We start from the raw sequence: 20,455 nt of genomic DNA on the forward strand, positions 1-20,455 counted from the left end.
ACAAAAAAACGCCGCCGCTTCGAACCGACACGACGCGCCGCCCGGGATGCGGAGCGCTGGACAGATCGAAGCAGCGGCGTTGCTGCGTTTGGGAGTCGGCCCCGTCAGCGTCGGCGGGGCTACTCGAATGTTATATACAAGGCCCGTGCCAAACCTGCCGCGCTGCGGAAAATCACGTAGTGTCTGTGAATTAGGACGCGCGTGCTGCATGCGAGCGATCGCCACGCTTCGTCACGATGCGCGACTTTTCGGCACTGCAAAAGCAGCAGATGAATACGTCGTAAGCAGACGTGACGCCTCAGCCCGGCGCCGCGGCGGCGCAGGCGGAATCGTAGAGGTCACCGCGGAACACGGCGCGCACGGCATCGCGCGCGCCGTCCGGCAGATGGCCGGCCGCGACCATGGCGTCGTGCAGCCAGTCGGCCTGGGCGCGCTCGGGCCGGCCCTCGCCGAGCACCAGAAAGCCGGGGTCGTTGCGCACCGTCGCCTCGCCGTCGATCACCAGTGCGCCCTCCAAGGTGCGCAGGATCACGTCGGCGGACAGATCGAGGTGGCGCGGCTCGGCGAGCAATCCGGCGAGATCGGCACGGTTCTCCGGCGCCGCGCACCAGGCCCCCGCCGCCGCCAGCGCACGGATCAGCGCCGCCGCCTCCGGCGCGTCGGCGCGGTCGGCCGGCAGCGCCAGCACCTTGTCGGGAGCGCCCGGCACGACCGTGTTGCCGAGCAGCACGATGGTGCCGACACCCTGATCGACCGCGACGCTGTTCCACGGGCTGCCGACGCAGAAGCCGTCGACGAGGCCGCGCCTCAGCGCGTCGACCATGAAGGGCGGCGGCACCACGACGAGGCGGACGTCGCGCTCGGGATCCAGCCCGGCGGCGACGAACAGGCGGCGGAGCAGATAGGCATGGACCGAGAACGGGAACACGGCCGCGAAGGTCAACGGCCCCTCCCCGGCGGCGGCGCGCGCGCGGGCGACGTCACCGAGCGCCGCCGCAGCGTCCTCGACGCGGCCCGACAGGCCGCCGCGCGGCGCGAGCAGGCCGGCGAGCGGCCGCGACACCGTCACGGCATGCCCCCCGATGTTGAACATGAAGGGCGCGACCAGCGGCAGCGCGACATGGCCGAGACCGAGCGTCGTCGCCACGGCGAGCGGGGCCAGCATATGGGCCGCGTCGAAGTGGCCGAACACCAGCTTGTCGCGGGTGTTGGCCCACGAGGTCTCGCGCACCGGCACGAGGTCGAGGCCCTCGGCGGCCGCGAAACCGCGCTCGGCCGCGGCGATCAGGACGGCGACGTCGGTGAGCGGCACCCAGCCCACGGTGAGACGGGTCTTGGCCATCAGAACAGCTCCGCCGCCGTGATGATCGCCTGGGCGATCTCGACCATGCGCTTCTTCTCGTTCATCGCGGTCCGCCGCAGCAGCGCGTAGGCAGCCTCCTCGGACAGGCCCTTGCGGGCCATCAGGAGTCCCTTCGCCTTGTCGATGGTCCGGCGGTCGGCGAGTGCCGTCTTCGCCTCCTCCAGCTCGCGCCGCATGCGGCTGTAGGCGTTGAAGCGCATCACCGCCATGTCGACGATGGCGCGCACCCGCTCGGGCTTCAGCCCGTCGACCACATAGGCCGACACGCCGGCGTCGATCGCGGCCTGCATGGTGGCCGCATCGGAGCGGTCGACGAACATCGCGACGGGACGCTCGACGACGCGCGAGACCTTGAACATCTGCTCGAGCACGTCACGGTTGGGGCTGTCGAGGGCGATCACCACGACGTCGGGCGCCAGCGCGACGAGACGGTCGAGAAGATCGGGCGAGTCGGGCACGATGGCGACGCGCGGAATGCCGGCGGCGCGCAGGCCCTCCTCGACGATCGCCGCACGGGCCCGGTCGGCGTCGACCACCGCGATGGATACAACCCCGTCCTGCATCGCGCGGCCCGCACCACCCGTCCGGTTTCGCCCTGCCTTGCGTACCGTCATTGTCGCCGGAACGACGGCGCGATGCAAACCGTCGCGGGCGATTTGCCGCGCCTCCTGAAACTTGTGCGCCGGTCGGGCTTTGTCCTCAGAGAGCGATCACCACCCACGACGCGAGACATCCCGGAGGACAGTGCATGCCGAAGAGTTTCCTGAGCGCAGCGGCCGTCGTTCTGATGCTGGGCGGAGCGCCGGCGCTCGCCGCGTCACCGGCCGGCGCGCCGCAGGACGGCGCCGCGCGCGGCGCGGTTTCGGCCGAAGCGCCGATCACGCTCGCGCAACGCGGCCTCGGGCCCGGCGATGGGCGCGGCCCGGGCGACGGGCGGATGAACGAGCGGCGCTTCGACGGTCGCGACGGGCGCGTCGGCAGGCGCGACGACTGGCGGCGCGGCCGCGCCTGGGACGGGCCGCGTCGCGGCTATCGTGGCCCGCCGCCCGGCTGGCGGCGCTACGGCGGTCGTCCGCCGGGCTGGCGCAACCGTGGCTGCATCCAGATCGGCCCGGTGTGGTACTGCCCGTGATCCCACGGCATCTGATGAGCTGATCTGGTCACGCAGAGCCATCGGTGCGGAGTCCGCACCGATGGTTTTGCGCGCCCGTATGTCACGCGACGTCCGCGAATCCCTGCAGCACGCCGACGGCGTTGACGCCGATCGCCTCGACGGCGTAGCCGCCCTCCATCACGAACAGGGTCGGCAGCCCCGCGCCGGCGAGGGCCGCGCCGATCAGCGGATAATCGGCGGTGTCGAGCCGGAAGCGCGAGATCGGATCGCCCTTGTAGGTGTCGACGCCGAGCGACACGACGAGCGCGTCGACCCGGAAAGCGGCGATGCGCGCGAGCGCGTCGTCCAGTGCCGCTCGCCAGGTGTGGAAGCCGGTGCCGAAGGGCAGCGGGTAATTGGCGTTCGCGCCCTCGCCCGCTCCCTCTCCGGTCTCATCGGAAAAACCGAGATAATAAGGGTACTCCTGCACCGGGTCGGCATGCAGCGAGACGAACAGCACGTCGCCGCGCGAATAGAAGATGTCCTGGGTACCGTTCCCGTGGTGATAGTCGATGTCGAGCACGGCGACGCGATCGGCCCCGGCGTCGCGCAGCGCCTGCGCCGCGACAGCGGCATTGTTGAAGAAGCAGTAGCCGCCGTAGCAGGCGCGATGCGCGTGATGACCGGGCGGCCGGGTGAGCGCGAAGGCGGCGCGTTCGCCCCGCACGATCAGCTCGGCGCCGGTGAGCGCGACGTCCGCCGCGCTCCTGATCGCACGAAACGTGCCGGCCGTGATCGGCGTGCCGGCGTCGAACGAATAATAGCCGAGCTTGCCGTCGATATGATCGGGCACGACGCGCCGCATACCCGGACCGATCCAGGTGAACGGCAGCGCGTCGTGCTCACCGTGCTCTGCGACCCATTCGTCCCAGGCGGTCTCGAGGAACGCCACGTAGTCGGGCGCATGCACGCGCCGCACCGGATCGAGCCCGAAGATCTTCGGCGGCGACACCGGCCCGAGACCGACCTCCTTCACGCGGGCGAGAACCAGCTCGGCCCGGCGCGGCATCTCGAAGCTCGACACCAGCTTGCCGTCGTGCAACTCCGCCTTGCCGTCGTGCAGGGCGTGCGCGTCACTGTAGATCGTGATCATGAGCTCTGCGGGGCGTCGCCCCGGCCTCACGCGCGCAGGAGGGCGAGAACGACGATCCGCGGCGCGCGGCAGACGGCGAGATCGAGGATGCGGCCACTCGGGACGACGGCCGTGCGGGCGGCGAGGTCGACCACGATATCGTGGAAGTCGAGAAAAACCCCTTCGAGCGGATGCATCGCCTTGTACACGGCTTCCTTAGCGGCGAACAGCAGGCGCCCGTGCAGAGGATCGCGGTCGAGGCCGCCGCGCTCGAGGCCGTCGCGCTCGGCGACCGTCATCACGAGATCGACGATGTCGTCCGGCAGCGGGTCGGCCGGCTCGACGTCGATGCCCAGCGCCGCGATGCGCGACCGCAGCGCCACCGCGGCGACCGCGACCTCCTGGTCGTGCGCCAGCGAGCCGACGATTCCCTCCGGCCAAGCCGGCGCACCCGAAGCGGTCCGCACCAGGGCGACGTCGCGATGGCCGAAGCCGTCGAGAAGGCCGCGCGCCAGGGCGCGGGCGGCGCCGCTGGCCCGCCGAACCGCGACGATGGACGAGGCGATCGAGTCGGCCTCCGCCTCGTGCAGCGCCGCCTCGTCACCGGGAAGGATCGGCCGGCAGCCGGTCGCGACGCCGGGCGCGAAGGCGTCGAGGGCGCGCTGCAGGGCCGCGACCTCGGGGTGTCGGGCCGTCCCGGTGAGCACCCGCCCCGCCGCGGTGAGCGCATCGTGCATCGTGTCACCGTCGAGCAGCATCCGTCCCCCGCCTCATGCCGCCGACACCGGAAGCTCGGCGATCACCTCGCCGTCCTCGTCGGAGCCGATCTCGACGAAGCCGACGCTGGCATAGAGCTTCTTGGCCGGGTTGGCCGGCTCGTAGCAGATCGCGATCGTGGCGACGTCGGGCACGGCGCGGATCTCGTCGAGCGCCCGCTCCAGCGCCGCACGGCCGTAGCCGAAGCCCTGGAAGCGGCGGTCGATCATGAACCGGTAGATGACGGCGCGCCGCGGATCGTCGCTGCCGACGTCGTACATCAGGAAGCCGACCAGCTCGCTGCCCGCGTAGATGGCGCGCGGCCGCGCCAGCGGGTCGAACTTCGACTCGGCGATCGAGTAGAGGTTGCCGGCGACGAGATCGCGCTGCTCGGGCTCGAGCTCGAGCGCGGCGACGTCGCGCCAATTGTCCGCCGTCACGTCGGCGAGCCGCACGCTCGCCGGCGCTGGAGCGCCGGGGAAGAACCGCTGGGCTCTCGGCTTCGTCGTCATGTCCACGGCTGCATGCTCCGGCGGCGCGCCCGGCCGCGGCCGGCGCGAACAACGCGAATGGCCGGGGCGAGCCCGGCCATGCTTGTCGACGTGATCAGGTCGGTCGGCGGCACGGATCTACTCCGCCGCGATCCGGTAGGCCGGGGCGACCGCCTCCGGGGCCCGGTAGACGGCGGCGCCGAGCGCGCCGTCGGCGGAGCCGTGCCGGCGGAACAGCTTGGCCGGATTGCCGCGCCAGGTGGTGTGGGAGTCGACCACCTCGCCCTTCATCAGGAAGGCGTCGGTGTCGATCACCACGTGCTCGCCGAGCGTGACGCCGTAGTGCACGAAGGCCGACGGCCCGAGCGTGCAGCCGGCGCCCATGCGGATGTGGTCGGACTTGAACACGCCCTCCTCCAGCGAGTGCGCCTGCAGGACGCTGCCCTCGTTGAGGTTGGCGTAGTCGCCGACCTGGGTGAGGCTACGGTCGGTGATCGAGCAGCCGAAGTCGACGACCTTGCGGCCGACCTTCACGCCCATCAGCCACAGGATCAGGCTCTTGATCGGCGTGCCGCCGAACAGCTGCACGTGCGGCCAGTCGGACAGCTTCCAGTGCCGCTCGTGGCTCCAGAAATACGGGTCGTAGATGGTCACCATCTCGGGCTTCAGCGACCCGAAGCCGAGCGAGGCGCGCTCCAGGAACGTGAACCACAGCACCGCCGCGGCCGACGTGACGGCCCCGGCGGCGAACAGCGAGAGCACGCCGAAGCGGTCGTAGGTCAGGAGCGCCGCCTGCCACACGGCCAGCGAGGCGAACACCAGGAGCCAGCGGGTGGCGAGGAACAGCGCCGCCGTGACGGCATTGTAGCGGTTCTTGGCGGCGAGGCGGCGCAGCCGCTCGTCCTCGGGGATGGCGCCGAGCATCGACTTGTCGCGCTCGACCATGCGCGGGATGGCGAAGGGCGGCGAGCCGAGCAGGCCGACATTCTCCTGCATGGGGCCGTCGATCGGGATCATCACCTTGGTGCCGAGCAGCACGTTGGCGCCGGTGCGCCCGCCGGGCGGATAGTGGATGTTGTTGCCCAGATAGTTGTTGTCGCCGATCCGCGTGTGGCAGAGCCGGAACGCCGAGGCGGACATCTCCAGATTGATCATCGACAGCCCGTCCGAGACCATCGTGCCGGAGCCGATCTCGCAGCAGAACGGGTTGTCGTGCTTCTGGTTGGTGCCCATGTTCGAGCCGGTCTGGTCGACCTTGTTCAGGTTCCAGCCGACGAAGCGCATGTAGTGGACGATCGCCGACGAGTCGCCGAACAGCACGTTGAAGAACTGCGAGTTCGAGAACTTCTCGGTGAGGCCCTGCAGCCAGGCGTGGATACCGAAGGTCGAGTAGGTGCGGCCTTCCTTCAGGAAGAGGCGGGCGAGCCGCGGCACCGCCCACACGCCGGCGAGCCCGGTGACGAGCGAGCCGAAGAACGAGATCACCGAGACGGCCAGCACGGTCGGCAGCGAGGTCCAGAAGCCGGTCGCGGCGGCGGCGCCGGCGGCGACGGCCGTGTGCTGGTCCCACATGGCGAGCGCGACGATCGGCAGCGGGATGACGATGGCGAACAGGCCGGCGAGCTGCACGGTCTCGGCCAGCACGCGGCGGAGCATCGACGCCGGCTGCGCCTCGACCCGCACGTAGTCGGCGGTCGTCTCGACGGCGGGCGAGCCGTGCATGCGCTTGCCGTCCGGCACGCGCTGGCCGCTCTGCAGCGAGGATGCGTGGCCGAGCTGGGTGTCGTTGCCCATCGCGGTGTCGATGTCGAGCACGCTCGCCTCGCCCACGAAGGCGCGGTCGCCGATGCTGACGCGGCCCGTGTAGATGTAGTTCGACTGCGCCCGGTAGCCGAGCAGGATCGTCTCCTTGCGCAGGATGGTGTCGTCGCCGATCGAGATCAGGTCGGTCGCGACCGGCACGAAGCGCGTCTTGACGATGGTGTTGCGGCCGACCTTGGCGCCGAGCAGGCGCAGATAGACGTTGAAGATCGGGTGGCCGGCGAACAGCGCGACCGGCGCGTTGCGGATCAGCGTCTTGGCGGCCCAGAAGCGGAAGTAGCGAGCCGACCAGATCGGGATGCGCTCCTCCGTGAAGCGGCCGACCAGCAGCCACTTGCCGATCACCGACACGGCCGTCAGGCCGAAGAAGCCGGCGACCGCCGCGGTGACGCTGCGCAGATAGAGCTGCACCGGGTCGCCGGCCGCCGCATAGGCCCATTCGAGGCCGATGTCGAACACGGCGAGGCCGAGCAGGCTCATCGCGCCGTAGAACAGGAGCTGCGCGGCGCCGCAGGCGTAATAGGAAAAGTCCGACGGGACGTGGAACGGCTCGGGGGCGACCGCGACCGCGGCCGCCTGCCCGTCGGCGTCGAAGATCGCGGCGAGCTTCGCGATCGTCGGGTTGGTGTAGATGTCGCGCATGGAGACGTTCTCCATGCCCGGGTTACGGCGGATGCGGGCGCAGAAGCGCGCCATCAGGAGCGAGTTGGCGCCGAGGTCGTCGAAGAAGTGGTCCTCGATCGAGACGCGCTCGACGGTCAGGATCTCGGCGATCGCCTCGACCAGCAGGCGCTCGTTGTCGGTGCGGGCGGCGACCACCTTGTCGCTGCCGCCGGCCTGGACGCGGCCGCCGGTCGGCTTCGGCAGCCGCTTGCGGTCGGCCTTGTTGGAGGCCGACATCGGGATCGCGGCGAGCTCCTCGAGATAGGCCGGCACCATGTAGGCCGGCAGCCGGCGCTTGAGCGCCTGCACGATCTCGGCCTTGGGCAGCGCCGCCGCGCCGGGCTTGAGCGCATAATAGCCGACCAGCTCGGGCTGGCCGGGCTCGGGCTCGAAGGTCGACACCGCGGCCTGGGCGATCTGCGGCATCTCCATCATCACCGACTCGATCTCGACCAGCTCGATCCGGTAGCCGCGGATCTTCACCTGCGTGTCGATGCGGCCGAGATACTCGATCTCGCCGGCGTCGTTGATCCGGCCGAGGTCGCCGGTGCGATAGATGCGCTTCGACGCGTTGTTCGGGATGCCGACGAAGTCGGCGATGAACTTCTGTCCCGTCAGCTCCTCGCGGTTGAGATAGCCGGCGGCGACGCCGATGCCGGCGATGCCGATCTCGCCCAGCTCGCCGCGCGCCATGGAGCGCGGCTCGGTGGGGTCGAGGATCACGATCGAGTAGGTCGGCATCGGGATGCCGATGGTGACGGGCTTCTCGGGCACGAGCTCGGTGACGGTCGCCGTGACGGTCGCCTCGGTCGGACCATAGGTGTTGAGGATGGTGCGGCCGCGCCGGCTCCAGCGCATCACCAGGTTCTGCGGGCACGCCTCTCCGCCGACCATCAGCAGGCGCAGATGCGGCAGGTCGCGCTCGATGGTGGAGAGCAGCGTCGGGCAGCAGCACATCGCGGTGACGCGGCGCTCGTGCAGGAAGTCGGCCAGCTCCTCGCCGACCAGCCCACCGCCGGCGCGCGCCGGCACCAGCGTGGCGCCGGCCATCAGCGGCACCCAGGTCTCCTCGATCGAGAAGTCGAACGCGATGGTCATGCCCTGGTAGACGCGATCGCCCGGCCGGTAGCCGTAGCGGTCGGCGGCGACGCGCACGAAGTTGCAGATGCTCGGATGCTCGACCAGCACGCCCTTCGGGTTGCCGGTGGTGCCCGACGTGTAGATGACGTAGCAGCCCTGGTCGTCGGTCTCGCCGACCTCGCCGGCGAACAGCCGGTCGGGCGCACGGGCGTCGATCTCGGCGCGCTCGGCGTCGAGCAGCACCGCGGTGGCGTCCTGGGCGGAGAGGCGCTCGGAAAAGCTCGCCATCGACACGATGGTGCGGATCTTGGCGTCGGAGAGCATGTAGCGGATGCGCTCGGCCGGCAGGCCGGGATCGAGCGGCACATAGGTGGCGTTCGCCTTCATCACGGCGACCAGCGCCACGTAGGTCTCGACGGTCTTGTCGAACAGCAGGCCGACGCGATCGCCGGCCTTCACGCCACGGGCGACGAGATGGCGCGCGACCTGGTTGGCGCGGCGGTCGAGCTCGGCATAGGTCAGCGTCGCGTCGGACGTGACCACCGCGGTGTTGCGGCCGAACCGATCGGCCGCGTCCTCGAACAGATGATTCAGCCGCTCGCCCGCCCGCCAGCGCGGCGACGGGTCGGGGCTGCCGCAGAACAGCACGTCGTGGCCGCCGATCGTTTGGGCATGACCCTGGGATTGGCCCTGGCCCAGACTTTCGCCCTCTCCCGCGGCGAGGCCGGCGCGGAGCGCCTCCTGCATCCGGGCCGAACCGCCGGTCGCGCCGTCGCGGAGGTCGCCGAAGTCGATACGATGGGCCATCGGTCTGCTCTGGTTGCGGTCCTGCGCGGTTGCCCGCGCCGGGCCGAGGTCGTGCTGACGTACCGTGCTGCCGGGTCCCGGTGGTGAGGGGGTGCCGCTCGCCGCCGATGCGGCGCGCGCGACGACACGGACGGGATGGGTGGTCCTGCGCTTCCCCCGAGGCTTTTGGAGCCGGCAGCCTCTCACGGCCGGCAACCTGTGAGCCGGCACATGAATGCCCGCTGAATGAGCCGTTTAGGGACCGTGAACGCTGCGCCGCAGCAGCGCCGGAGCCGTTGCGGGACGGCCCCACAGGCGCTGAATCCGCACGATTACGGAGGCTGTCGGGCTGGTTATCGGGAGGTTACGAACCCGGCGTCCCGGGAGTTCGGACAGAGCCCCGAGCGAGGTCGGTGGCGGCCGCGATTCGACGCGCCCGCCCGCGGAGCGGGGGCAAGGTCGGCTGTGCCGCGGGGTGGTGAACAAATGGTAGCGGAGGTCCGATACGGTCGATCCCCCCGTACACTGCCTTTCCAATGGCGGCTCGTCGGTTCCGGGCGGTGATGAAGCTGGGCGACGGGAAATTCTGCCGCCTTCCGCTCACCCGGCCTCCCGCACCTTCGTGCTCTGCGTGCGGCAGCTCGGGAATCGAATCCAGGTCAACAGCTTGGAAGGCAGCACCAATCATGGTTTTCATCCATGACTTCAACGCACAAGCAGAGGTACGGCGGTCCCAAATTGAAAAAACGCACCAGAAATCAAACGAATCTCTGCCCCTTTTCCCCTTCGAAATCCTCTACTTAAAAATTGAAGCGCATCACTGAACTGGGCACTCCGCTGGGACAGTCAGTTATGATTCAGACCCATGTCGCGGCTGTGAAGCTTCGCCTTCCAGGTGTTCTCCAAAGCTAGGATCTCCTCAACCGTAGATGCCGATCCTGCTACCTCCAAAACACTGACGAAATAGTCACTTGGATTGCGGGTTTTCAACCCGACATTGCCGCCGTGATTGTTAGCGGCATAGGACTGCCATCGCCCTAGAAAACCGTCTTTTCCATAGGCGGAGCCTACATAATGCTCTCTGGTGGCGGGGCAGGCTAGGAGATAGACGCCGCAGCTCGCGCGCAGGATCTCCTTCCATGTACGGGGCATGGTCTCTATCTCAGACAGTGGCCGGATCAGCTTAGTGAAGCCCGGAAACTGCTCCTCCTGGAAGACTCTGTTGAGTTCGACGATCTCCTTGTCCTGGTTGTCGGCGCGCTGCACCCATGCTCGGCGTGCGCTGGATGTGTCTCCCCAATGCACGGACAGCCGACCGATGTAATCGGAGAGCGCAGTCATTTTCACGCAATCGTAGCGGTCGAACAGCAGATATCGTTCGAGGTTCCCGCCGACGGGGAGCCTTGTAAGCGGATCAATGGTTCCAGCCACGACCGGGCCGACCAGCCGGACCTCGTACAGTCCTACGAATAGCGAGCTTGCTGGGGACGGCGCAACGAAGCTCGCCCAGTATCGGCCACCGAAGCGCGCCCGGTGCCGCGGAGTGCCGTCCTGTATGGCTTGGTAACTTTCGAAGGCCGCGGGATCATCTCGCCAAAGCGAATAGGGAGTCCGGCCGATCACCCTCACTGTCTGGTGCCTCAGAAGACGCACGTCGGAAGGGGCAATCCCCGCGTCTTCCAGCAACATGTTGAAACGGAGCGCCATCAGGCAGCCCTCGCTTCATTCGCTACCTTAGTGATCGCGGGCTGGTCCAGCCGGCAGCGTCCTTTCTGGCCGGGGTGGTTGTCTTGTGGGTTCGCCATCGTGACCCGACGGCGAAGTGGGCACGGTTCTCTCAAGGTCGCCATCGACGGTCGACAGGCACTCACGGATCCCAATTCCTTCGAAAACTGGGCGAGCTGCGAATGGGCCGAGCGCCGGGCAACAGGGGGAAACCGTCACCGCGGTCAGCTTTGCCGGACGTCTCGCCGGTCCTTTGGCCAACCGGCTTTTCTACAGCCCCACCCTCGCCAACGACAGTGAACGGTCCCCAGTAGCCCGGATAGGCATTCCACGGGTTCGACCGATCACTCATATAAGCAAGCATAGCACGGCTCAGCGCTTCGGCTCGAGGAACTTGTCGGAGACCTTGTCGAGGTCGAGCGTGATGCGCTCGACGTTGCGGGCCATCTTGTCGAGCGTCTCGCGGGTGTGGCGGGCCTCCGCCTCGAGCACGGCGATCCGCTCGCGCGCCTCGCCGTCGAACGGGCACGGCCGGCCCGGCATCGGGCAGTCGTCGGGCATGGCTCACCTCCGCCCGAACCGGGCGCTCGCCAGCGCCAGCGCCCCGCTGATCGCGGTGTCGGCCGGCTTGGCGATCACGAAGAACAGGAGCAGCTCGCGATAGATGTCGCGGACCGTATCGGGAATGGCCGGGACGCCCCAGCCGCAGCCGCCGACGCTGCGGCCGCCGACGAGATGCAGGCCCCAGGCCTGCGGGCAGCTCGAGTCGAGCACGATGGCAACGAAGTGCACGGCCGGGAAGAACAGGAGCCCGAACAGGATCAGCCTGAACGGCCACCAGGCGAGCACGCTCAGGGCGTACTGCGCCTTGGTCCGGCCGTGCGCGACGTTCGCCTCCACGATGTGCGCCACCATGCTGTCGCTGGTGGTTGCGGCGGTCCGGAATTTTTCGAGATCGACGTCCTTCGCCTTGGCCCAAGCGTCGATCGCGCTCCGGATCAGCGTGTCCGGATCGAGCCAACGGAAGAGCAGCGTCACGAGCCAGGCCATGTCACGCTCCCGGCTCGCCGATGCCCTTGTGACCGACGGGACCGTCGGTCACCTTGCGCAGCGCCACCATGGTGTGGCCGAGCGCCGCGACCAGGACGGCCCCGGCCAGCATGACCATCGTCGGCCGGATCTCGGCCGGCACGCCCAGGCGGTCGAGCACCAGCGTGGTGAGCGGCGTCCAGTCGAGCCCCGGCGCGCTCTCTTGGAGGAAGACGACGATCGCCTCGTGCGCCACGGTCGCCCAGCCGGCGATGTAGGACAGGCGACCGACCACGACGGTCTTCCAGCCCTTCAGGTAGAGCCCGATCCGTCCCCACACCGTGTCGGCGCGATCGTAGAAGGGACGCAGCCACGACCGCTGACGCAGCACCGGCCGCAGCACCAGGACATAGACGGCGATGGCCGTGCCGAACGGCACGACGATCGCGAGCCCCGTCGCAAGCATCGAAACCTCCCCGATCAGGTGGTGGACTTGGGATCGACCGGCACCTCGACCGCCGTCGCGCCCGGCGGCCTCGCGCCGGTCCAGGCCGCCGTGATCACCCTGCGGCGTCGGACCATGGCGATGCCGGCGGCGAGGGCGACGGCTACGCCGATCCCGACCAGCGACCAGATCAGCACTGGATGCAGGACCGGCGTATCCGGCTGCACGGTGCCGGCCTGCCTGGCGGCCTCGCCGCCGCCGCCCGCGGCCGTGCCGGCGGCCCCTGCATTGCGGATCGCCCGCTGTCGTCGCGTCGCCTCGGCATGCACCTCCGCCGGCGGGACGGCCTCGCGCGGCGCCGCGGCGAACAGCACGGCGACCGCCGGGTCGGCGTCGATCAGGGCCTTGAAGATCGCGACACAGCCCGGTTGCCGGTCCTTGGTCGTCGCCGAGTAGACGTGGTCGCGGACGTACTTGCCGCCCGTATAGAGGCTCGTCCAGCTCCACAGATAAGGGCTGTTGGTCTTCCCGAGATAGCCCCAGCCGTTGTAGCGCTCGCACTCGTAGAGGATGCGCTCCAGCGAGAAGACCGTCACCTTGTCGAGGCGCTTGAGCGCCAGCGCGTCGACGGCGCTCTCGGTCCAGGTGAAGGGCGGGCCGTGTCCCACCTTCGGCCGCCCGGCCGGCACCTGCCGGGTGTAGCCGTTCAGGCTGTCGCCGTTATGCAGGTGGCCGGCGAAGGACAGGCCGCTCTCGCGCACGTGCAGCGCGCCGATCATCGGCCACGGCACGCCGGTCGCGGCCTGGACCGGCCCGTATCGGTCCTTCACCCGGAGGATCCGTTGAGCGACCGCCGCGGCGTCGTCGCGACGGTCGGGGTCGACGACGGCGCGGTCCCAAAGGTTGCGGTAACCGCTCGCGGTCTGCGCTGGCGTCGGGGCCATGGCAGGATCTCCGATTGTTGGTGGAATGCCCGGAAGCCGCCGGGCGCGGGTTCGACGACAGCGTTCCCGCGTCGATGCGCGCGCGCGGCAGAGACGCTAGGATGGGTCATGCGTCGCGTCGGCCGCCCGAACCGTCACCGTCACCGCACCTCCCGGAGGGCGCTGCGCATGCACGGGCGTGCGCATGTCCGTGCCGCGGTCACGACGGCACCGGTCCCGGATGCGATCTCCGATGCGATCCCCGAAGCGAGGCGCGAAGCGATCCGGTTGCGCGTGCCGAGCCACGCCGAACGCCGGCGCGAGCGCGCCGCCGACGCCGCATTGTTGGTGCTCGGCCTGGCGCTGTGGCCGGCCTTTCTCGCGCCGCTCTATCCGGCGCTCCAACTGCTCTGGTTCTGGATCCGCGGTGCGTAGCCGTTCGGCCTACCGGCGCCGTTCCCGAGGCCGGGAGTGGCCTGGGGGTGCCCGGGCCGATCGGGAGGTGCCGTGAGCGCTGCCCGGCGGCAGGCGCGCCGGTGGACAGGCCGCGGCTCTATCACCGTCGATCAGAGGGGGGCAGGCCGCACGGGAGGCAGACGATCGGACTCCGACACGGTCCGATCGAGCTCCCGAAGCCGCTTCACCGAAATCGGTCGTTGACCATTGCTCCCCAGCCGGCCCGCATCTGCCCAGGCGCACATCCCCGGCCCGTTGTAGACGACTTCGAGAGGGGCTTGTCTCGTTCGGCGGAGGACGATCAGGTGATCCGGCGCGTGACGGATCGCGACCACATTCCTTCGCGTCAGCTTGATCTGGACACGCCGGCCATCCGACGCCACCGCGTCGTGAGCCTTGGTCGAACTCCGGGAGAGATCGAGGTCGAACATGTGAGCGGCGACCACCTCGCCGATGCTTCCGACGAGGTGCCCGTCCAGTGTGAACTTCCGCCCGGGAAAGAGTGCCGCCAGGCGGTCGATCGAAGTGTCCATCCGGTCGAGAAGGCCTCTCACCTCCGTCCAGTCGACGGAGGTCCGCTGCGTCCCGCTCATCGCGCCGCTCTCCTCGTCACACCTGGAAACAGGCGCGAACGGCTGCCGCGTGATCTCGGACACGTGGATCGTGATCGAGCGACCAAGAGTCGAGCAGATCGGCGTATCGGAGAGGCACGAACCGCACCTCGTCCTCCGCCACCAGATCAGCGAAGGACCGAACCTCCCGTCGATGGACCATGATCTCGTCGGGTGACATGCGACGATCGGAATTCATCCAGCGATCGGGTTCGGAATAGAGGTAGACGAGGACTGGCCTGATTTCGGGCTCTCCGATCGAGACCTTCGCGGCATGGCGAAGCGCGAGAGCGTGCTTGACCAGCTGTCCGGCATCGAGATGACGGAAGCACGACGTCTCGCCTCGAACGTCGTCCCGAATCATCTGATAGCCTTTCATCCGATCGCCCCAGACCGGCCGAAGAAAGGCACTCGACATCGACGTCCGATGGTGTGACCGGAACGGCTCGTACCGCTTCGACTCGATCCCGATCAGGGCGCCGGTCGTCCGCAACAGGACGTCGAGACAAGGATGGCGACCTCCACGCCAGGGGAAGCGAACGATCTGTTCGAGTTCGCCTGCTGTCGCGGGCCAGCCGTCCCGTTCGGTCCCGGGCAGCGGCGGCAGCAAGTGCCATCGATGGATGAAGAAGCCGAACGTGTTCGCCACCAGGGCCGCCGACGACTCGGAACTCGCGAACTTGCCGCTGTCGATCTCGTTCCCTGGCGCTCCACCATAGATCGCCTCGATACGGTCGGACGGCACTCCCGGCAACAGATTCTCGAGCATGGCGACCTCCCACGACGCGGACGCACCGTACTCGCGAGATGCAAATTTCCCGTAACCGTTGTGTCTCGAAGTCGCACGACCTCGCCGCGGCCCTCGCCCAGGCAGACGCGCCGGGCGACGCGTCACGATCCGCGTGTGCCCGCGCCGGCGAGAGGAGCCGACAGGTTCAGGCGATCCGAGCCCCCCACACACTGTTCTCGTTCGCCAGCACCCGGCCGTTCGCGCCGGAGAACAGGATCTTCGGGGCCACGGTGTCGCCGGCCGCGAGCTTGAGCAGCGCGGTGGCGCTGCATTGCGTCTCGCCCGACACCACGGCGGCATCACCGGTGGTGCCGAGCGTGTCGGCGGCCGGCGCGGCGCCGTTGACCGAGAGGCCGATCTGCATCTTGCTCGGGCCGCTCCCCGCCTCGTAGGTCGCCGACAGCCCGAACAGATAGACGCCGGCGGTCGGCGCCGTGAAGGTCAGCACGTTCGACGCGATCGCGGCGTGGCCCTGATCGTTGTGACGGAAGTTGTTGAACTGGAGATCGCGCCAGGCGCCGGCCGCGTAGTCCTGCCCGTAGTTCAGGAACGCCGAGAACTTCGAGCCGCGCACGTGGCTTACGGCGCCGCTCGTCCGCTCGATCACGACCGCGGTGTGGAACGTCGATCCGTCCGGCGTCACCTTGACGGTGAAGTCGTCGTTCGCCAGCAGGCCGAACAGGGCGCGCGTGCTCCAGTCGCTCTGGAACACGAAGCCCGCATCCTTGAGCGCCGCCGCCTTGTTGACGACCGCATGAATGTCGCCGGTTCCGGGCGTCACGTCGTCGTGGCTGAACAGCACGGCGTTCGACTTGACGGCGAGCCGGGTGGTGGTGTCGGCCGCCGTCAGGATGCCGAGCCGGGTCAGGCTGCCGTTCCCGGCCGTGCCGAAGCTCAGGAACCCGGCGGCGACGCCGAGGTCGGTCCAGGCCGCGCCGGTCCACACCGTCATGGCTCCGGTCGCCTCGTCGAAGCAGAACCAGCCTTTTCGCGGGACGAGCTTGGTCCACTGGCCGCTGGTGTACAAGGCGATATTCAGGTCCCAGCCGGCCCATGGGCCTGTCGCGCCGGACGCGACCTTGTAGCGGTCGCCCTCGTTGGGCGCACCGGGCGGCGCCGTGTGGCCGGAGTCGACCACCGACAACGACACCACGGCGTCGAGAACGACGAGCGCCGCGTTGTGGGTGACGTGCTTCTGGTTCTGGCTCGCCGCGATCAGCGGCAGCCCGAGATGGGGTGTGTCGGCCATGTCAGGACACCGTTCGGGTCGCGCCGGTCCCCCGCCCGTAGGCGAGGCTGATCTGATGAACGGCGAACGTCACCTGCGTCTGCGCGCCGCCGAAGTCGGCCGTCTGCATCGCCGCCGCATAGACGAAGCTCGGCGCGCCGATCGCGGCGGTGCGCAGCACCGCCCCGGAGACCGGGTGGAGAATGTCGAGCTCGTAGCGCTCGACCTCCTCGCCGAGCGGCACCTCGGGCGCCTCCCAGTTGTCGCCGTCGATCCGGGTGCGGCGAATCCAGGTCAGCGTCCAGTCGCCCGATGCGGGATCACGCCGGCCGGCGAGCTGCACCGGGCTCAACGGCCGCAAGCCGGCGCCCGTGAAAGTGATGGTCGCGACGCGCCAAGTCGGATCGTCGATCGCCTTGGTCGACGGTCCCCATTTCCAGTTCAGCGGATGGTTGCGCTCCGAGGGCGAGATCGAGGACTGCATCACAGTGGCGTCGAGCAGCACGAAGGCCGCGCCGGCCGCGACCGGGTCGCGCATGGCGTATTCGGTCCCGAGCTGGCCGCGCAGCAGGCGCGTCAGCTTGTACCGATCGGGCCCGATCAGCTCGGCGGTGGCGAACTGCAGCACCTCCCACTGGTCGTCGGCGTTCCTGATCGCGGCCGTGTTGCCGCCGGCGAAGACGAGCAGGTCGTCGAGCGAGGCGAGGCTCTGGGTGGGGGGAAGCTGAACATAAAGGCTGTTGGCGGCGTCCCAGGTCCACACCGGCCCGGACCAGAAGTCGTACAGGACCTTGCCGATGGTCGAGCGGTTGACGATCAGCTGGTCGAGCACGAAACCCGTAGCGGCCGGCGATCGCGCGACGGCGACCCGGGCCCACGGATCCGCGTAGGCCGCGAGGCGCGGCACGCCGGCGACCTCGGCCGCGGACAGCACCGGCAGATCCATCACGTGCAGCACCGCGGCGCCGGGCTCGACGATGGGCTGCGGCCGCCTTGTCGGAGCCGGGCCGTCGGGCGTGCCATAGGTCGCAGCATCGGTGCGCACCAGCTTCGCCGGCCGGGCGTGCTGCCAGCCGGCCTCCTCGACCCGCATCTCCAGGGTGCGGCCGTTCACCTGCAGGCGGACCACGTCGGTCGGCTCGATCGCGTAGGCGGAGGGCGGCAGCGTGATCTCGGCCCGCTCGCGCATCACCCATTGGTCGACGAGCTGCGCGTCGACGATGCCCTGCGCCTCGCCGACGTCGAGCACCAGCGGCGGCTGCGACGCGATGGTGCGGGCGCTCGATCCGCGCAGCCGCCGGGCGTAGACGTCGGCCGCCTGAAAATCGTTGTCGCGGTCGACGAACTGCAGATGCGCGGTGCGCGGCAGATCGGTCTCCTGCGCCCGCGTCAGCGCATAGTACCCGACCTCGTCCCCCCCGGCCCCGGCCCCGCCGTCGACCAGGTCGTCGGCCGTAAAGGTCGCGCCCGCCGCGCCGCCCCGGTGGACGAACCGGATCGCACCGCCGCTCTCCACCGCGTCGAAAAAGTACGTCTGCATCAGCGGGGCGAGCGCGCTGCGCGGGCTCATGACGTTCGGCATCGCATAGCCGCGCACGACGCCGTTGAGCCCCGACGTGTCGACGGGGACCCCGAGCCCGGCGCAGATCTCGGCGACGGTGTCGGCGAGCGTCGCGAGGCCGAGCCGGCCGCTCAGCCAATGCCCGCGCCGCCAATTGCCGCCGTCGCGCCAGACGAGCGTCGCGGTCGGGAATTGCGGATACGGCCGCGCGTCCCAGGTCCAAGCATAAAGATTCGCGGTGTCGACCATGCGGCCGCCGGTGACGCTCGACACCGGGTTGCGGCCGTTCGCCGGATTCCAATAGTCGATGATCGCCTCGAGATAGGCGCGCTGGATCAGGTCGTCGCGCCGCCCGGTCGAGAACCAGGGAAAGACGCTCTCGCTCGATTTCGGGTCGTAGAAGACGTTCGGCTGGTTGGTGCCCTTGTCGATCGCCGGGCAGCCGAACTCGGTGAACCAGATCGGCTTCGACTGCGGCACCCACGCGGTCGTCGCGGCGGACCGCACGCCGCCCGGGCGATCATGATGGGCGTTCGACCACCACGACCGGATGTCCTTGTAGCGGAACACCCACGGCTCGCCCCAGGCGCCGTCGCCGATCGGGGTGCGGACCTGCGCGGTCCGGTCCGCCGGCGAGGCGTAGTACCAGTCGAACAGCTCACCGCCTTCGATGTTCGCCTGCAGATAGGCGCGGTCGTAGATCGATTTCGCGCCGGCCTGGGCGTCGAGGTGAAGCCGCCCGCCCCGCCAGTCGGAGAGCGGGACATAGTTGTCGATGCCGACGAAGTCGATGTTCGGATCGGACCACAGCGGGTCCATGTGGAAATACACGTCGCCGGAGTCGTCGCTCGGGCGATGGTTGCCGTACTCGGTCCAGTCGGCCGCGTAGCCGATCCTCGTGCCGGCCCCGAGCATCGCGCGCGCGTCGGCGGCAAGCGCCTTCAGCTGCGCCACGGCCGGATAGGTGCCGGCCGCCGATCGGACGCTGGTCAGCCCGAGCATCTCCGAGCCGATCAGGAACGCGTGGACCCCGCCGGCCGCCGCCGCGAGGGCGGCGCAGTGCAGCACCATCCGCCGCAACGACCACTCGGCCGGCCCGGCATACGGGATGGTGTCGCTGGTCCAGGCGCCGAAGTGACCGGGCGCCGCCGCGCCGAAGAACGCCGCGACCTGGGAGGCGGCCGCCGCCGTCTTGTCGGGCGAGCCGGCGAAGCCGGGCGCCGGCGAGCAGGTGATCCGGCCGCGCCAGGGGAAGGTCGGCTGGCCCGCCGTGGCGGCATGGTCGCTGTACGGGTTCGGCAGCGTGTTCCCGCCCGGGATGTCCATCACGACGAACGGGTAGAGCAGCACGCGCAGGCCGCGGGACTTGATCTCCTGGATCGCCTGCACGACCGATCGGTCGGACGGCGCCCCGCCGAGCAGCGCCCCGAAGGAGTCCTGCGACACCAGCTCGGCGGTCGCGCGGGTCAGGCCCGACACCTGCCAACTCCACGGCGTCGTCACCTTGGAGGCGCCGACCTCGACCTTCGGCCTGATCTCACACGCGCCGCAACGCAGGTCGGTGCCGTGCCAGGCGACGACGAGCGCGACGGTGCCGAGATTGGGCGCCGCCGATCGCAGCTGGTCGAGGGCGACCTGCAGGTCCGACTTGCCGGCGGCGTGCCGGTTCTCCGGGACGGCGTGCCCGAACCCGTCGTCGCGATAGACGGAGTCGACCGCATAGGCGAACTCGCCGAGGCTCGGGATCATGGTGACCCCGGCGAGGATGTCCTCGACCCGAATGCCGGTCGGCGCCGGCCGGCGGATCACCTCGACGGAGATCTGCGGGATGCGGTTGCCGAACTTCTCCAGCGGCAGCTCGTCGAAGACCAGGTAGGCGAGCCCGCGGAAGCCCGGCACGGTGCCGGCCCCCTCGACCGCCTCGATTTTCGGGTCGGCCCCCTGCCCCTCGTCGCCGCGGTAGAGCCGCCAGGTGTAGGGCGACAGGTCGAGCGGCTTGCCGTCCGCCCACACCTGGCCGATGTCCTGGATCGGCCCCTCGCACAGGCCGAGCGCGAACGAGCAGAAATAGGCGTAGGTCGTGGTGGTCGTGGTCACGGCGGGACTGCCGCCACCCCCGCCGCCTCCTCCACCGCCGCCCCCTTTTCCCCCGCCGCCTCCTCCGCCGCCCCCGCCCGTGGTCGTCGTCGTGACGGTGACGACCTCGCGGAAATTCGTCGCCCAGATCAGCTGCGGGCCGACCCGCTGCCGCCCGATCACGCGCGGCACCGGCGCCCCCTCGGCCGACGAGGTGACATAGAGACTCTGCAGCCGCGGCCCCTCCTGATTGGAGACGACCGGGCTCGTGGTGTTCTGCAGGCTGCCGGCGACGGCGCGGTCGATCAGGCCGCCGACGACGGCCCCGATCATGCCGCCGACGGGACCACCGACCGCGCTCCCGACCGCGCCGAGGACGAGGGAGGCCATGTCAGTGGATCAGGTGTGAGGCTCGGCGTCTGGCAG

17 protein-coding genes are annotated in these 20,455 nt (G+C 69.5%); 2 read left to right on the plus strand and 15 right to left on the minus strand.

What is annotated here, in order from left to right; genetic code table 11:
• Positions 1-298: 298 nt before the first annotated feature.
• Together ABTU92_RS00870 and ABTU92_RS00875 are read right to left on the minus strand one after the other, a co-directional pair.
• Positions 299-1,342, minus strand: coding sequence for a CmpA/NrtA family ABC transporter substrate-binding protein (locus ABTU92_RS00870; protein WP_408086718.1), 1,044 nt, complete (start codon positions 1,340-1,342; stop codon positions 299-301).
• Positions 1,342-1,926, minus strand: coding sequence for an ANTAR domain-containing response regulator (locus tag ABTU92_RS00875; RefSeq protein ID WP_111360652.1), 585 nt, complete (start codon positions 1,924-1,926; stop codon positions 1,342-1,344). Before ABTU92_RS00875 ends, ABTU92_RS00870 begins: the two co-directional genes overlap by 1 nt.
• Before the next feature lie 185 nt (positions 1,927-2,111).
• On the opposite strand from ABTU92_RS00875, the gene ABTU92_RS00880 reads away from it, so the two are divergent.
• Complete coding sequence (locus ABTU92_RS00880; protein WP_408086721.1) at positions 2,112-2,495, plus strand: hypothetical protein; 384 nt, start codon at positions 2,112-2,114, stop codon at positions 2,493-2,495.
• Positions 2,496-2,577: 82 nt separating this feature from the next.
• Here the strand turns inward: ABTU92_RS00880 and ABTU92_RS00885 are convergent, their stop codons facing one another.
• From ABTU92_RS00885 to ABTU92_RS00925, 9 genes are all read right to left on the minus strand, one after another.
• Positions 2,578-3,609 (minus strand): histone deacetylase family protein, encoded by a 1,032-nt coding sequence (locus ABTU92_RS00885; protein ID WP_408086723.1) that lies wholly within the window; start codon positions 3,607-3,609, stop codon positions 2,578-2,580.
• 26 nt (positions 3,610-3,635) lie between these two features.
• Positions 3,636-4,346, minus strand: coding sequence for a 4'-phosphopantetheinyl transferase (locus ABTU92_RS00890; RefSeq protein WP_408086725.1), 711 nt, complete (start codon positions 4,344-4,346; stop codon positions 3,636-3,638).
• A gap of 12 nt (positions 4,347-4,358) precedes the next feature.
• The gene (locus tag ABTU92_RS00895; RefSeq protein WP_408086790.1) at positions 4,359-4,856 is read right to left on the minus strand and encodes a GNAT family N-acetyltransferase; all 498 of its coding nucleotides are present in this window, start codon (positions 4,854-4,856) and stop codon (positions 4,359-4,361) included.
• Between the two features lie 117 nt (positions 4,857-4,973).
• Complete coding sequence (locus tag ABTU92_RS00900) at positions 4,974-9,206, minus strand: Pls/PosA family non-ribosomal peptide synthetase (RefSeq protein WP_408086727.1); 4,233 nt, start codon at positions 9,204-9,206, stop codon at positions 4,974-4,976.
• Between the two features lie 825 nt (positions 9,207-10,031).
• Entirely contained in the window at positions 10,032-10,892 is an 861-nt protein-coding gene (locus ABTU92_RS00905) for a GIY-YIG nuclease family protein (protein WP_408086729.1), read from the minus strand.
• A 390-nt stretch (positions 10,893-11,282) separates the two neighbouring features.
• Positions 11,283-11,471 (minus strand): hypothetical protein, encoded by a 189-nt coding sequence (locus ABTU92_RS00910; protein ID WP_408086731.1) that lies wholly within the window; start codon positions 11,469-11,471, stop codon positions 11,283-11,285.
• Positions 11,472-11,474: 3 nt separating this feature from the next.
• Positions 11,475-11,960, minus strand: a complete 486-nt coding sequence (locus ABTU92_RS00915) for a hypothetical protein (protein WP_408086733.1) — start codon at positions 11,958-11,960, stop codon at positions 11,475-11,477.
• 1 nt (position 11,961) lies between these two features.
• The gene (locus tag ABTU92_RS00920; protein WP_408086735.1) at positions 11,962-12,405 is read right to left on the minus strand and encodes a hypothetical protein; all 444 of its coding nucleotides are present in this window, start codon (positions 12,403-12,405) and stop codon (positions 11,962-11,964) included.
• 14 nt (positions 12,406-12,419) lie between these two features.
• Positions 12,420-13,328 (minus strand): hypothetical protein, encoded by a 909-nt coding sequence (locus ABTU92_RS00925; RefSeq protein WP_408086737.1) that lies wholly within the window; start codon positions 13,326-13,328, stop codon positions 12,420-12,422.
• A 108-nt stretch (positions 13,329-13,436) separates the two neighbouring features.
• Between ABTU92_RS00925 and ABTU92_RS00930 the strand changes: the two genes are divergently transcribed.
• A complete protein-coding gene (locus tag ABTU92_RS00930) occupies positions 13,437-13,742 on the plus strand; it encodes a hypothetical protein (protein ID WP_408086739.1) in 306 nt (101 codons plus the stop codon).
• A 131-nt stretch (positions 13,743-13,873) separates the two neighbouring features.
• Here the strand turns inward: ABTU92_RS00930 and ABTU92_RS00935 are convergent, their stop codons facing one another.
• The 4 genes from ABTU92_RS00935 to ABTU92_RS00950 form a co-directional block, all read right to left on the minus strand.
• Positions 13,874-14,356, minus strand: a complete 483-nt coding sequence (locus ABTU92_RS00935) for a DUF6998 domain-containing protein (RefSeq protein WP_408086741.1) — start codon at positions 14,354-14,356, stop codon at positions 13,874-13,876.
• Between the two features lie 16 nt (positions 14,357-14,372).
• Positions 14,373-15,143 (minus strand): hypothetical protein, encoded by a 771-nt coding sequence (locus ABTU92_RS00940; protein ID WP_408086743.1) that lies wholly within the window; start codon positions 15,141-15,143, stop codon positions 14,373-14,375.
• A gap of 166 nt (positions 15,144-15,309) precedes the next feature.
• The gene (locus ABTU92_RS00945) at positions 15,310-16,413 is read right to left on the minus strand and encodes a DUF2793 domain-containing protein (protein WP_408086745.1); all 1,104 of its coding nucleotides are present in this window, start codon (positions 16,411-16,413) and stop codon (positions 15,310-15,312) included.
• Between the two features lies 1 nt (position 16,414).
• The gene (locus tag ABTU92_RS00950) at positions 16,415-20,419 is read right to left on the minus strand and encodes a glycoside hydrolase TIM-barrel-like domain-containing protein (RefSeq protein ID WP_408086747.1); all 4,005 of its coding nucleotides are present in this window, start codon (positions 20,417-20,419) and stop codon (positions 16,415-16,417) included.
• Positions 20,420-20,455 lie beyond the last annotated feature (36 nt).

This window comes from Rhodoplanes sp. SY1, assembly GCF_046000175.1.
In the GTDB taxonomy this organism is placed as follows: Bacteria; Pseudomonadota; Alphaproteobacteria; order Rhizobiales; family Xanthobacteraceae; genus Rhodoplanes.